Below are 14,032 nucleotides of genomic sequence, written 5' to 3'. Positions count from 1 at the left end.
CTAGTCCTCGTAAAGCCAGCAGCGGACCTTGCGGCCCGGCTCGGGTTCGAACAGCGGAGGGAGCAGGAGCGAGCATTTCCGGTACGCCTCGGGACAGCGGGGATGGAAGCGGCACCCCTGGGGCAGGTCGAAGATGCCCGGCACGATGCCGGGGATGGGGTTGAGCTCGCGGGTTTCGCCCAGCGACGGCATGGAGGCGAGCAGCCCCCTGGTGTAGGGGTGCAGCGGCTCGGCGTAGAGTTCGTCCACTCCCGCCAGTTCGACGATTTTGCCCGAGTACATGACGGCCACGCGCCGGGCCATGCGGGCCACCACGCCGAGGTCGTGGGTGATGAGCATGAGCGAGCCGTTCATCCGTTCCCTGAGGTCGTCCATCAGGTCGAGAATTTGCGCCTGTATGGTTACGTCCAGTGCTGTGGTCGGCTCGTCGGCGATGAGAATGTCGGGATTGCAGGCCAGGGCCATGGCGATCATGACCCTCTGGCGCATACCGCCGGACAGCTCGTGCGGGTAGGACCGCGCGACCTTGGCCGGGTTCGGGATGCCCACCAGCTTGAGCGCGTCCACGGCTTTTTCCAGGGCCTCGTGTTTGCCGAATCCCTGGTGCAGCCGCAACGGCTCGGCGATCTGGTCGTCGATGCGGAAGACCGGATTGAGGGCGGTCATGGGCTCCTGGAAGATCATGGAGATGGCGTTGCCCCGGATGCGCCGGAGTTCGCTCTCAGGCATGTCGAGGAGGTCCTTGCCCCTGTACAGGATGCTTCCGTCCGTGACCCGGCCCGGCGGGTCGGGTATGAGTCCGAGGATGGAAAGGGCGAGCACGGTCTTGCCGCAACCCGACTCGCCGACCACGGCCAGGGTTTCTCCTTGCATAAAGGAAAGGCTGACGTTATCCACCGCCTTGGCGATGCCCTGGGGCGAGGAAAAGCAGGTGGTCAGCTCGCGTATGTCCAGTAATGGTTTTGTCATAAGGAATTCCGCAGGTTCGCAGTCAGGCCACCTATACGGCATATTGCGGCGGACGTAAACGATACCCGGGAGGGGAAATGGCACATGTGGTGATAGTGGGCGGCGGTCTGGCCGGGTGCGACTGCGCCTGGCAACTGGCGCGCGCCGGGGTCTCGGTGACTCTTTTCGAGATGAAGCCCGAAAAACATTCCGAGGCCCACACCGAGGACGGACTGGCCGAGCTGGTCTGCTCCAACTCTTTTCGCGCCACAGGTCCGGCGGCGGCCATAGGCCTGCTCAAGGATGAAATGGAAGCCCTGGGCAGCCTGGTCATGGAAGCGGCCTTTGCCACAAGGGTTCCGGCGGGCGGAGCGCTGGCCGTGGACCGCACCCTGTTTTCCGAATACATCACCGATAAGATCGAGGGCCATGAGCTCATTACCGTGGTCCGCCGGGAAATAACCTCCCTGGACGACGACGCGCTCAAGGACTGCGACGCGGTGGTCGTGGCCGCCGGTCCCCTGGCCAGCGCCGACCTGACTGAAAGCCTCATGTCCGCCGTAGGCGACGCACGGCTCTATTTCTACGACGCCATCGCGCCCATCATTTCGCGCGAATCCGTCGATTTCGACAAGGCGTTCTGGGGATCACGCTGGAAGCCCGAGGACGACGACTATCTCAACTGCCCCATGGACGAGGCCGAGTACAAGGCGTTCGTGGCCGCGTTGCTGGAGGGCGAGAAGGTCAAGCCGCGCGACTTCGAGAAGGAAGTGCATTTCGAGGCGTGCCTGCCCGTGGAGGCCATGGCCGAGCGCGGCGAGATGACGCTCGCTTTCGGCCCGCTCAAGCCCGTGGGGTTCGTGGACCCCAGGACCGGCGAGCGTCCCTTCGCCATCGTTCAGCTTCGCACCGAGAACGCGGACAAGACCGCCTTCAATCTGGTGGGTTTCCAGACCAAGCTCAAGTACCCGGAGCAAAAACGCATCTTCCGCATGATTCCCGGCCTGGAAAATGCCGAGTTCCTGCGGCTCGGTTCCATTCACCGCAACACCTACGTCAATGCGCCCGAGGTCCTGGACGGGACCCTGCAACTCCGGAACCGGCCCGGCGTATATCTGGCGGGGCAGATTACCGGAGTGGAAGGGTATCTGGAGTCGGCGGCCTGCGGATTGTGGCTCGGACTGACCCTGGGCAAGCGGTTCAATGGGGGGGAGGTCGTCGATCCGCCCGTGGAAACGGCGCTCGGCGCGCTCATGAATCATCTGCGGACCCGGCCCGACAAGCAGTTCCAGCCGTCCAACGTCAATTTCGGCCTTATGCCCGGGCTTGAGGGGCGGATAAAGAAGAAGTTCCGCAAGGAAGCCTACGGCAAGCGCGCCCAGGAAGCCTTCACCGCCTGGTTCGAGTCGGCGGGCCTGGCGGGCTGATTCCGTCGGGCGGCCGAGGGATTGATTTCCCGTTAATGGCAGCCCGGCTGAAAGGCGCAGTGCCCCGGCGCGGCGCGTTCCCGCTTCAATGGGGTGGGGGCCAGGTTTACTGCCCGCCGGTTATGGAGCCGATCATGAATCGCGATGCGTCCGCCCTTGCCAACCCGAGGTCGAAGGCGCATTTTATTGGGCAACGGGCGTGTTTTTGCCCAGACCAAGGAGACATACCATGACCGACAGACATTACGGGCCTCAGACCGTGGCCCTTCACGCGGGGCATACCCCGGACGAGACCGGCTCGCGGGCCGTGCCCATATATCAGACCACCGCGTACCTGTTCCGCGACACGAAACACGCCGCGGATGTTTTTTCCCTCAAGGAACCCGGCTATATCTACACACGGCTGAACAACCCCACGACCGACGTGCTGGAGAAGCGGCTTGCCGCCCTGCACGGCGGGGCCGGGGCCATCGCCACCGCCAGCGGCATGGCCGCCATCTTCTATGCGGTCACGACCATCGCGTCCGCAGGCCAGAACATCGTCACCGGCTCCAACCTTTACGGCGGGACCCAGACCTTGTTCGAGCATACCCTCAAGCGGTTCGGGATCGAGGCGCGTTTCGTGGATTCCTCCGATCCTGCGAATTTCGAAGCCGCCATCGACGAAAATACCCGGCTGGTTTACAGCGAGGCCATAGGCAACCCGCGTTGCAACGTGGACGATCTGTCCGGCATCGCCAAAGTCGCCCATGCCCACGGGGTGCCGTTTATCCTTGACGCCACTGTGGCTCCGCCGCCGATTTTCAATCCCTTCGACTTCGGCTGCGATATCGTGGTGTATTCCCTGACCAAGATCGTGGGCGGCCATGGCGTGGCCATGGGCGGGGCCATTGTGGAGAAGGGGGATTTCGATTGGGCCGCCGGTGGAAAATATCCTGAATTGACCGCGCCGGACCCGACCTATCACGGCATGAATCTGTGGGAGGTCCTGGGCGGGCCGTCCGGCGAGCCGTGCCCCGTGTTCACCACCAAGGTGCGCATCGGTCTTTTGCGCGATACGGGCGCGGCCCTGTCTCCGCATAACAGCTTCCTTATTCTTCAGGGTATGGAAACCCTGCCCCTGCGCGCGCGGCAACATTGCGAGAACGCCCGCAAGGTCGCGGAATTTCTGGAAGGGCATTATGCCGTGGAGTGGGTCAACTACGCGGGCCTGCCGAGCCATCCCGACTACGACCGGGCCAAGAACACCTTCCCGCTTGGGCCGGGCGCTGTTTTCGGCTTCGGGGTCAAGGGCGGCCTGGAGGCGGGGCGGAAATTCATTGAGTCCGTGGAGCTTTGTTCGCATCTGGCCAATATCCTCGACGCCAAGACCCTGGTCATTCATCCGGCGTCCACCACGCATGGCCAGTCCACTCCCGAGGAGCAGCAGGCGGCGGGCGTGCCCGAAGACCTGGTGCGCATCTCCGTGGGCATCGAGGACGCGGACGACATCATCGACGACCTCGACCGCGCGTTGGCCATGTCCCAACGGTAGCGGAATATCCTGTATCCCTTTATGAAAGCCCTGCCCGCAGGGCTTTTTTTTTGCCGCCCTCGCCTTGCTCTCGATATTGATTTGGCGTATTCCTTTGCGGCCGCTCAAATCATCGAAAAGGAGCGGGGCGGCCTTCGGATCTGGCCGTCATTCCTTGAAGAAAAGTAGCGAGGTTTGCATGTGCCGTAAGTTGTCCGTCTTGATCCTGTTGATTTCGTCCTGTCTGCTCCTCTCGTCCTGCAATGCGAAGCAGGGCGGCTCCGCCTCGGGTTCCAATGATTCTCCTGCTGCGGTAACCGCCGCTTTGCTCGATCAGGGACAGATTGATAAGGCCGCCGGAGTCGTGGTGGCCAATGAAGCCTATTTCTCCGGGGTCATGGGCAACGCCGATGTGGCGTCCACCATGGACCGGTTGGCCAAGGGGCTGGAGTTCAAGTATTCCCCGCTGATTGCCGAGCTTGGCGCTGAGGCCGAAGCTGTGCCGTGGCCGGTGGATCGCAACCGTTGGGCCGAGGTCCGGTCCGCCATGGATGCGCTTGCCGCGAAGGCGGACGGTCTGAAGAAGATGGAAATCTTCAAATATCCCAGGTTCAGGCCTGCTGGATACGATCAGGCTCTCAAAATCGCGTCGGCCAGAACTGAGGCCGTTCGTGCGGACGCCCCCGGCTATTTCGCGACCTTTCCCCTGGGCGGCGGACAAAATTTCTTTGACGTATACCCCGTGAAGCTCGATGAGACGGATTTCCTCGCGGCGAATCAGGCCGTGTGGAGCAAGGCTGTCGGCTCCATGTCCCGGGAGCAGTCTTCGGCGTTTCTCGCCAACTACGGCAAGTTCCTGCCTGATTCCTCCAGAGAGCGGCTGGCGCAGGAGTATTTCAAGACTCTGTGCCCCAATCCCGCGAAGGCCGATCTCAAGGATATCCTCGCGGCGTATGAGCAATGCAAGGACGCCGGACTTGAGCTGAAAACCATCCCCGGCATCAAGATTGCCTTTCTTCAGGTGACCAGCCCTGACCTGATTCGGGACAAAGCCATCGATTTCGGCCTGGACATCAAGCTGGACATGCCGTTCAAGGCGTCCAAGGCCTCCATGCGCACGGCCTTCCAGAGCGAGGCCGTGCAGGAAGCGGACATTCTCGTCCTGGTGGGCATCGCCACGGCCAAGGCCCGACGGGTTGTGGCCAGGGAGGAGACGATTCAGTCGACCTACGTGGCCTCCTTCGCGCGCGAGGACAACCCCGAATACGAGATTGCCAAGGCGGAGATGGAGGCGGCGACCAGGGAGCAACAGACGGCCGCGAACAAGGAAACCACGCATTGGCTCGTGGACCCGATCATTCATTACATTGAGGAAGGGGAAAAGGACGACCTCGTGGCGGAGACGGACAAGCGTCTTTCGCAGGCCAAGGAAAAGCTCAGGGTCACACCCAAGTTCATTCAGGTGCCCGACTATCAGCCTTACCCCGTGACCAAGGCGTACATGGATATCTACAAGCTCGGCACGGTCAACTACTATGTGGTGGACAAACGTCGTAAGCGGATTTTCAGGGACACCTTCGATATCAGCGAGAAGTCCTTTTTCACCGTATGCTACGCCTTGCAGGACAGTGATCCGCAACGCACCAAGTTCCTGCAGGAATCCGTGCTGGAGGATGACGTGGTCCGCTATGAACTCGAACCGACGGTCGTCAATCTGTCGGATTTGCTCGACCAGTACGCAAGTCGTTCTGCCGAGGTGAAGAAATACAAGAACATGGGCGAGGTGCAGCGTGCTTTTACCGCCGACCGCAGCACCGCGCAGCTCAAGCGCAAGAACGAGACGTACGGGTATGACAAGTATTCGGACAAACGGTTCGACAGCGTTGTGCTGGTGCGCAACACCGGTTCCGGTATCGGCACCGGCTTCTACGTCACCGACGATATGGTCATCACCAACTACCACGTGGTGGAAGAGGCGAACTACGTTCAGCTCAAGCGGTTCGACGAGCGCGAAACCATGGGGCGCGTCATCGCCCGGGACGCGCGGGTCGATCTGGCTTTGATCCAGGCGGACATCCGGGGCAAGGCGGTCTGCTTCTACGACAAGCGGGAATTGCCTCTGGGCGAGACGTTGGAGATCATCGGCCATCCGCAGGGATTGGAGTTCTCCATCACCCGGGGCGTCATCAGCTCCATACGGGAGACGCCGCCCATCAACTACATGTCGTCCAACAGCAAGGTCCTGTATATCCAGACCGATGCGGCAACCAATGGCGGCAACTCCGGCGGGCCGGTCTTCTACGGCAAGTATGTGGTTGGCGTGCATGACTGGGGCATCAAGAAAGCCGGGTCCGGCGCGGCCGCCGAGGGACTCAATTTCTCGATCCACTACAAGGAAGTGTTCGATTTTCTTGACGACAACGGAATCAGCGTATGCAAGGGGAGCAAATAATGAAGAAAACGATGAAAACCGCGATGGTGCTGATTGGGGCGTTGTTCCTGCTGGCCTCCTGCGTGGAGCGGCAACAGAACTCGTACCGGCTGGTGAAGGACGAGGCCTCCGGCTATTCCTACGGGGCCACCAAGAGCGGCGAGTTCGTGGCCGATCCAGCCATGTTCCGGAACAGCCGGCTCAAACTCCGAATCCGCAACACCACGGGCGATTCCAGCCTGGATATATACAATTTCCGCGACCAGCTTGAGGCGGCTTACGAGAGCATCGGCTACGAGGTCACTCACGGAGATGATTTCGGCATTCTGCTCGACATCAACATCCGTTACTTCGGCCAGGCCACGGAGATGCTGCCCTCGCAATATACCTTCCTCGGAGCGGCCGCGGGCGGTGTGGCCGGGGCCGCGCCCGGTATCCAGGGGGGGCGCGGTGCGGACGCCATTACGGGCGCAGCCGCCGGGACCGTCATCGGGGCCGCTCTCTCCGAAATCATTCGCAATTACGCCACGGAGGAGACGTTCGTCATTATCTCTTCCGTGACCATGGGAACGGTCATGCCCGAGCATATTGAGGATGAGAAGACCATCTCCTTCGTCACCGGCAAGAAGATCAAGGAGAAAAAGACCAACTTCAAGGGATTCCGCTCCCGCGAAACTCTTGAACTGGCGGTCTACGCGGGCGGCTTCCGGGCGAACAAGTCGGACATCATCTCCGAGGTCCGCACCCGGCATCTGCGCATTCTCAAGGACATCATCTAGAGATTGACCGGCGATTCCGCCCAAAAAAATAAAGCCCCCGGCTCCAGCGAGCCGGGGGCTTTTCGTTTGTTTTTCCGCCAAGCCCGGGGACCGGACTTGGGAAAACCGCGCTACATGGCGGCGGTTTTCCTGATGAGGCGCAGCAACTGGTTGGTGAAACCGGCCTCGTTGTCGTACCAGGCAATGACCTTGACCTGGGTGCCGCCCATGACGCGGGTCAGGGCGCTGTCGACCACGCCGCCGAAGGTGGAGCCGGTGAAATCCACGGAAACCAGGGGCTCGTCGGTGTAGCCCATGGAATCGTTGGCCGCCGCCTTGAGGGCCGCGTTGACTTCCTCGACGGTGGTTTCCTTCTTCAGTTCGCAGACCAGGTCCACCAGGGAAACGTTGGGGGTGGGAACGCGGATGGACATGCCGTCCAGCAGGCCGTTGAGCTCGGGGATGACCAGGCCGACAGCCTTGGCCGCGCCGGTGGTGGTGGGGACCATGCTCATGGCGCAGGCGCGGGCGCGGCGCATGTCCTTGTGGGAGCCGTCCAGGATGCGCTGGCTCATGGTGTAGGAGTGCACGGTGGTCATGATGCCGTGCTTGATGCCGAAGGCTTCGTGGATGACCTTGGCCACCGGAGCCAGACAGTTGGTCGTGCAGGAGGCGTTGGAGATGATCTTGTGCTCGGGCTTGAGCTCCTCGTCGTTCACGCCGATGACCACGGTCACGTCGGCGTTCTTGCCGGGCGCGGAGATGATGACTTTCTTGGCGCCGCAGGCCAGGTGCTTCTCACAGCTTTCGCGGTCGGTGAATTTGCCGGTGGATTCAACGACCAGGTCGCAGCCGAGTTCGCCCCAGTTCCATTCGCCGGGCGCGTTGCGGGTCACCTTTACCGGCTTCCCGGCCACGATGAAGCCGTCCTCGGTGGGCTGCACGTCCAGGAACCGGCCGTGCACGGAGTCGTATTTGAGCAGATGGGCAAGGTCCTCGTTCGAGGCGCGTGCGTTGACGGCCACCAATTCCAGGTCGTTCTCCTCCGCGAGCAGTCGGGTCAGATACCGGCCGATGCGTCCAAATCCGTTCAAACCTATTTTCGTCGCCATGCCGAGTCCTCCTGTGGGTATGCGATTATGTCTGGGTTACGTTTTATCGGGCAACAATCATACTGTGCCGATGTTTTTCCGTCAACGGGGGTTACGAAACGGTACGCCTGAGCATGTCCAGGGTTTCCCGATCCGTGAAATCGAAATGCAGCGGGGTCATGGTTATGTGTCCGGCGGTCAGCAGGGCGCGGTCCCGGTCCGCGCTGATCCGTTCCGGCGGGATGGCTCCAGTGAGCCAGTAGTACGGCCTGCCGCGCGGGTCCTGCCTGGTGTCGTAGACGTCGTCGTAGGACGCCCTGGTGTGCGGGCAGAGAACCATCTCCCGGGCCTCTTCAATGGGCAGGTTTGGGAAATTGAGGTTGAGCACGCACTTGCGCGGCAGCTCGCTCCAGGGGATTCGGGGCAGCAGGTCGGCGCAATACCGCGCCTGGCCGCTCAAGTCCTCGGGATTGAAGTTGTCCATGGAAACGGCCATGGAAGGAATTTCCATGAGTGCGCCTTCGGTTGCGGCGGACACCGTACCGGAGTAAAGGATATCCACGCCCACGTTGGCCCCGGCGTTGATGCCGGACAAGACCAGGTCGGGCTTTTCGTCCAGCAGGGTGGACAGGCCGAGCTTGACGCAGTCCACAGGCGTGCCGTAGACGCCTTGTCCCACGAAACCGTTTTCCCGGAACTGTTTTACCCTGATGGGCATGGCAAGGGTTACGGCGTGTCCCACTGCGGACTGTTCCGTCACCGGCGCGACCACATGGACGTCGTGGCCCGCTTCCTTGAGGGCGAAATACAGGGCGCGAAGGCCGATGGCCTGGATGCCGTCGTCATTGGCGAGCAGAATGTTCATCGTTTTTCCGCCTGCAAGCTAGGATTTGACAATACGTGTGAAATCAGGTTCATAACCCAGAGCGGCCGCGCCGCATCAGCGCAGGGCCGTTTCCCGCCGATATACATACAATACGCGTACGGGCGGGGTACCTCAACATCTATCCAATGGCAAGATCAGTGGGCAAAAAGTCGCAATATATCCAATCGCTGTCACCGGGCCAATCCGTTGACGACATCTTTCTCCTGGCCGTGGCCAACCAGGCTCAGTCAAAGAACGGGCCTTACTGGAACCTTTCGTTTCAGGACGCCACCGGGGCCGTCGACGGCAAGATATGGAGCCCGAAAAGTCTTGAATATCCGTCTCTTGAACCAGGCATATTCGTCCGTGTAAAAGGTTTCGTGGAGAGCTATCGCGACAAGAATCAGCTCAAGGTGGATCAAATGGAACTGCTGGACGGGAACGCGCTTGGCGTCGACCTGTCGGATTTTATGCCTGCGTCCAAGGTTCCGCCCGAGGAGATGATGGAGGCCCTGGAGGATCTGATTACCGAGCATATGAAGCACAAGCCGTGGAAGGCTTTTTGCCGCAAGGTGCTGGGCAGTGACGATATCCGCTTCAGGCTTCTGACCGCTCCAGGCGCCAAGACCGTGCATCACGCCTATGTGGGCGGCCTGCTTGAGCATACTTTGGGGGTTGCCCGGGCGTGCATGGCCCTGTGTGACGTTTATCCCGACCTGGATCGCCAGACGTTGCTGGCAGGGGCCATTTTCCACGACCTGGGCAAGGCCTGGGAGTTGTCCGGCGGCCTGGTCAACGATTACACCGACGAAGGGCGGCTTTTCGGCCACATCCAGATCGGCGTGGAAAAGCTGGAGCCGTTTCTGGCCCGCGCGCCCCGCCTTGAAGAGGGCCTCAAATTGCACCTCAAGCATCTGATTACGAGCCACCACGGCGAGCACGAGTTCGGCTCCCCCGTGCGTCCCAAGACCCCGGAGGCGTTCATCCTGCATTTTGCGGACAACATGGATGCCAAACTGAACATCATCGACCAGGCCTATGCCGAAATGGACAAGACCGGAACGAGCTGGTCGCCCTATATGCGGTTCCTTGAGCGCAACGTGTTCCGGCCCGAGCAGACCCCGGACAGCGCCAAAAAACAGAACGGGAAATCGGAGAATCAATGTTTATTACCTTTGAAGGCATAGAGGGGACCGGAAAGTCCACGCAGATCGCCAGGGTTCGGGAATATTTCGAGCAGCAGGGCAGGGAGGTTCTCCTGACCCTGGAGCCCGGCGGCAGCCGTGTGGGCGTTGAACTGCGCAAGATGCTTCTGCATGTGGACAACAAGGACATCACGCCCATTACCGAGCTTTTCCTTTATCTGGCGGACCGCGCGCAGCATGTGGGCCAGGTCATTCGGCCCGGTCTCGAAGCGGGAAAGGTGGTCCTTTGCGACCGATTCGCGGATTCGACCATCGTTTACCAGGGGTACGGGCGCGGCCTGGACACCACCATGCTCAAGGAACTCAACGAGGTGGCCGTCGACGGGCTGTGGCCCGATCTGACTATCGTCCTGGACATAGACCCCGAGGAGGGGCTGAAGCGGGCCACCCTCCGCAATCTTGAGGAAGGCAAGGCCAAGGAGGAAGGGCGGTTCGAGGCCGAGCACCTTTCTTTCCACAACCGGATCAGGCAGGGATATTTGACCTGGGCCGCCTTCAACCGGGAGCGAATCCGCGTTGTCGACGCCTCCGGGACGCCCGACGAGGTCTTCGCGCAGATCAGGGCGGCCATCGAGACCGGCGGCGCAGGAGAAGGTTGATCCGCATTCAGTCCATTTTTGCACAATGGTGCCTGGATTCTTTCGGGTTTTGTGCTATGGTGCAATCGCATTGGCGGTAATTCCTATTATCAATTAAGAACACCTCGGAGAGCATGTCGGCTGAATTACTTCCCAAACGATCAGGAATCTTGTCTTTTTCTGTCCTGGCGGATACGTCCAAGACTCTATTTCTCCTGATCGTCGTCGTCGGGCTGCTCATTCTGGGCTCCCAGCGGCTGGGGTACAACTGGCAGTGGTACCGCATTCCGCAGTATCTCTGGCAGGTCTCGGATCATGGTTTCACCTGGGGGCCGCTCATGGAAGGGCTCTGGGTGACGTTCAAGATCACGGGCATCAGCCTTGCGCTCATGCTGGTCATAGGTTTGGCCACAGCATTGATGCGTATGTCGCCGTCCTGGGCTGCGAGATGGACGGCACGCGGATACATGGAGATGATCCGCAATACCCCGTTGCTCATTCAGATATTCTTCATATATTTTGTCATCGCGCCCATTCTGGACATCTCCGCCTTCAATTCGGCCGTCATCGCATTGAGTCTGTTCGAGGGGGCTTACGCATCGGAGATATTCCGGGCTGGCATAACCTCCATCGACAAGGGGCAATGGGAAGCCGCCAAGAGCCTCGGCATGGGAGCATACGCCATGTACAGGCATATCATCTTGCCCCAGGCCGTGCGGCGCGTGCTGCCGCCTTTGACCAGCCAGGCCGTGTCCCTGGTCAAGGATTCGGCCCTGGTCAGCACCATCGCCATTCTGGACCTGACCCAGCGGGGGCGCATGATCGACGCGGAAACGTTTTTGACTTTCGAGATTTGGTTCACCGTCGCCGCCATCTACCTGGTGGTCACTCTGGCACTGTCCGGGGTGGTCAGGTTGCTGGAGGGACGGTCCAACGGCCTTAGGCCATAACACAAGGGAGTTCATCATGACCATTTGGAGAGCCATGAAGACCGGCGGCGTGATAATGATCGCCATCCTCGGAGTGTCCCACGTCACCTTTGCTCAGGAATCCTGCCAGTAACCCTATGACCGGCTTTGACGCCGACCAAGGAGAAGCTCATGAAAACCATCCGCCTTCAAGCCCTCGCCATACTTTTCATCCTGCTCGCATCCGCCTTCGGGTGCAGTCAGCAGCCCTCGCAACAAACGGCGGACAATAAAAATTCGGCCACAGTTGAAGCCGCTTCCGGGTCGGGCGGTCAACTCGACGCCATCCTTGAACGCGGCGTGATCCGAGTCGGGTTCGACACCTTCAAGCCCTGGGCCATGAAGGACAAGAACGGCGAATATATCGGTTTTGAAATCGAGGTGGCCCGGCGTCTGGCCGAGGATATGGGCGTTCAGGTCGAATTCGTGCCCACCAAGTGGTCCGGCATCATCCCGGCCCTGTTGACCGGCAAGTTCGATATCATTATCGGTGGCATGTCCATCACCCCCCAGCGCAACCTCAAGGTGAATTTTTCCCAGCCGTACGAGTATTCCGGCATGTCCATCGTGGCCAGCAGAAAGCTTGCCGGGGATCGTTCCTCGGTAGAGCAATTCAACAATCCGGACACGACCATCGCCGTCCGGCTCGGCACCACCGCAGCCGAAGCTGCCAAGAACTTTCTGCCCAAAGCCCAGCTCCTCTTTTTCGATGAGGAGTCGCAGACCATTCAGGAGCTGCTCAACGGACGCGTGCACGCCGTGGTCGCCTCCAACCCGCTTCCTTTGAATCTGTCCAAGGAGTATGCGGACCAATTCTATCTGCCTCTTTCTGAAGACTTCAGCAGGGAGCCCATCGCCTTTGCCGTGCGGAAGGGTGATCTCGACTTCCTGAACTGGCTGGACAACTGGGTCCGCGTGACCATGAGCAAGGGGTGGTTGCAGAACCGGTACGAGTATTGGTTCTTCTCTCACGAGTGGGAAAGCCAGATTCAGTAGCCGGGAAGTTCCATTGTCTTTATCGACCTGCAAGCGTCCGAAGATAACCCTGCTGGACGTCGCCATCCTGGCGGCGTTGGCAGGGGGCTTCGGTTACATACTCTTCAAAGCCGCCACCGGGCTGAATTACCACTGGAAATGGGAGATCATTCCCCAATTCCTGGTGCGCATTGATCCGAAGACGGGCTTTCCGGTTCCCGGCCTCCTGGTCCAGGGGCTGTTCACGACTATTCGCCTGTCAGTGTGGGCCGGTATCCTGGCCGTGGTCCTGGGAATATTCATGGGGCTTTTCAGGGTCAGTCCGAGCCTGTTCAAGCGGCAGGTGGGGATGGTCTATGTGGGGCTTATCCGCAACACACCGCCCCTGGTGCTTATCTTCGTCTTCTATTTCTTCATCGGCGACCAGATCATGTCCCTGCTGGGGGTGGACCACTTCATCTACATCTTGTCCGACGGGGCCAAGGAGGTCCTGAGCTGGTTCTTCGGGCCCATGAACCGTTTTCCCCGATTCCTGTCCGCGCTCATTACCCTGGCATTGTTCGAAGCGGCATATATCGCGGAGATCGTTCGGGCGGGCATCGAGTCCGTGGAGGCGGGGCAGTGGGAGGCGTCCGCATCCCTCGGCATGACCCGCATCCAGTCCCTGCGCCTCGTCATTTTGCCGCAGGCTCTGCAACGGATGTTGCCAGCTCTGGCCGGACAGTTTATATCAATAATCAAGGACTCGGCCATCGTCTCGGTCATATCCATCGAGGAACTGACCTTTCAGGCTCAGCAGCTCATGACCACCACGTACCGGAGTTTCGAAATCTGGACCTTGGTCCTGGTTATGTATTTCGTGCTCACGTTCCTTTGCTCTTTGGTTGTCCGTAAACTGGAATTGGCCGTGAACAGGTGATGCAGCATGTTCAAGTCGCTGAAGAAATTTTTGAAGAAACAAACTGACGGAATGCCCGAACCCGACGCACCCGCCAAATCGTTCGACATGGAGGCGTTTCACATGAACGATATCAAGGTCTATGCCCTATCAACATGCATTCACTGTAGAAATGCCAAGAAATATCTCGACGAGTGCGGCGTGAAATACGAGTGCGTACACGTGGATGAATTGACCGGCGACGAGCGCAAGCAGATCGTCCAGGAGGTCAAGGAGCACAATCCGGCGGTTTCCTTCCCGACCATCGTCATTCGGGACAAGGTTATTATCGGCTTCCACAAGGACAAGATCGACGACGCGCTCAAGGAGGACTGA

14 protein-coding genes are annotated in these 14,032 nt (G+C 60.0%); 11 read left to right on the top strand and 3 right to left on the bottom strand.

The window, feature by feature from the left end; translation table 11 throughout:
- Nucleotides 1-969 carry an ABC transporter ATP-binding protein gene (locus PSN43_RS06495; protein WP_272699911.1) on the bottom strand — a complete coding sequence of 323 codons (969 nt, stop codon included), beginning with the start codon at nt 967-969 and terminating at the stop codon, nt 1-3.
- 5 nt (nt 970-974) lie between these two features.
- Here PSN43_RS06495 and trmFO point away from each other — a divergent pair, with 5 nt between their 5' ends.
- The 5 genes from trmFO (at nt 975) to traT (ending at nt 7,098) form a co-directional block, all read left to right on the top strand.
- On the top strand, nt 975-2,375 hold the full coding sequence (trmFO, locus tag PSN43_RS06490) for a methylenetetrahydrofolate--tRNA-(uracil(54)-C(5))-methyltransferase (FADH(2)-oxidizing) TrmFO (protein WP_336314025.1): 1,401 nt from the start codon (nt 975-977) through the stop codon (nt 2,373-2,375).
- 229 nt (nt 2,376-2,604) lie between these two features.
- A complete protein-coding gene (locus PSN43_RS06485) occupies nt 2,605-3,909 on the top strand; it encodes an O-acetylhomoserine aminocarboxypropyltransferase/cysteine synthase family protein (protein WP_272699909.1) in 1,305 nt (434 codons plus the stop codon).
- 21 nt (nt 3,910-3,930) lie between these two features.
- Nucleotides 3,931-4,077 (top strand): hypothetical protein, encoded by a 147-nt coding sequence (locus PSN43_RS06480; protein ID WP_272699908.1) that lies wholly within the window; start codon nt 3,931-3,933, stop codon nt 4,075-4,077.
- 22 nt (nt 4,078-4,099) lie between these two features.
- Nucleotides 4,100-6,340, top strand: a complete 2,241-nt coding sequence (locus PSN43_RS06475; protein ID WP_272699907.1) for a S1C family serine protease — start codon at nt 4,100-4,102, stop codon at nt 6,338-6,340.
- Nucleotides 6,340-7,098, top strand: coding sequence for a complement resistance protein TraT (gene traT / locus PSN43_RS06470; RefSeq protein WP_272699906.1), 759 nt, complete (start codon nt 6,340-6,342; stop codon nt 7,096-7,098). The genes PSN43_RS06475 and traT overlap by 1 nt, the downstream gene beginning before the upstream one ends.
- A gap of 110 nt (nt 7,099-7,208) precedes the next feature.
- Here traT and gap read toward each other — a convergent pair whose 3' ends face one another.
- Nucleotides 7,209-8,189, bottom strand: coding sequence for a type I glyceraldehyde-3-phosphate dehydrogenase (gene gap / locus PSN43_RS06465; RefSeq protein ID WP_272699905.1), 981 nt, complete (start codon nt 8,187-8,189; stop codon nt 7,209-7,211).
- Nucleotides 8,190-8,280: 91 nt separating this feature from the next.
- Nucleotides 8,281-9,033 carry a 5'/3'-nucleotidase SurE gene (gene surE / locus PSN43_RS06460; protein WP_272699904.1) on the bottom strand — a complete coding sequence of 251 codons (753 nt, stop codon included), beginning with the start codon at nt 9,031-9,033 and terminating at the stop codon, nt 8,281-8,283.
- 146 nt (nt 9,034-9,179) lie between these two features.
- On the opposite strand from surE, the gene PSN43_RS06455 reads away from it, so the two are divergent.
- The 6 genes from PSN43_RS06455 to PSN43_RS06430 all read left to right on the top strand — a co-directional run bounded on the left by PSN43_RS06455 (nt 9,180) and on the right by PSN43_RS06430 (nt 14,032).
- The gene (locus PSN43_RS06455) at nt 9,180-10,220 is read left to right on the top strand and encodes a 3'-5' exoribonuclease YhaM family protein (protein ID WP_272699903.1); all 1,041 of its coding nucleotides are present in this window, start codon (nt 9,180-9,182) and stop codon (nt 10,218-10,220) included.
- Complete coding sequence (gene tmk, locus PSN43_RS06450; RefSeq protein ID WP_272699902.1) at nt 10,196-10,837, top strand: dTMP kinase; 642 nt, start codon at nt 10,196-10,198, stop codon at nt 10,835-10,837. Before PSN43_RS06455 ends, tmk begins: the two co-directional genes overlap by 25 nt.
- Before the next feature lie 113 nt (nt 10,838-10,950).
- Nucleotides 10,951-11,766, top strand: a complete 816-nt coding sequence (locus tag PSN43_RS06445) for an amino acid ABC transporter permease (protein WP_272699901.1) — start codon at nt 10,951-10,953, stop codon at nt 11,764-11,766.
- A 150-nt stretch (nt 11,767-11,916) separates the two neighbouring features.
- On the top strand, nt 11,917-12,780 hold the full coding sequence (locus tag PSN43_RS06440) for a transporter substrate-binding domain-containing protein (RefSeq protein ID WP_272699900.1): 864 nt from the start codon (nt 11,917-11,919) through the stop codon (nt 12,778-12,780).
- 13 nt (nt 12,781-12,793) lie between these two features.
- A complete protein-coding gene (locus tag PSN43_RS06435) occupies nt 12,794-13,678 on the top strand; it encodes an amino acid ABC transporter permease (RefSeq protein ID WP_272699899.1) in 885 nt (294 codons plus the stop codon).
- A gap of 6 nt (nt 13,679-13,684) precedes the next feature.
- The gene (locus PSN43_RS06430) at nt 13,685-14,032 is read left to right on the top strand and encodes a glutaredoxin family protein (RefSeq protein ID WP_336314023.1); all 348 of its coding nucleotides are present in this window, start codon (nt 13,685-13,687) and stop codon (nt 14,030-14,032) included.

The organism is Desulfovibrio sp. Fe33 (assembly GCF_028532725.1).
Taxonomy (GTDB): Bacteria; Desulfobacterota; Desulfovibrionia; order Desulfovibrionales; family Desulfovibrionaceae; genus Pseudodesulfovibrio.
Note: the sequence above shows the minus strand (reverse complement) of the source record. Positions and strands in the feature narration are given on the sequence as shown.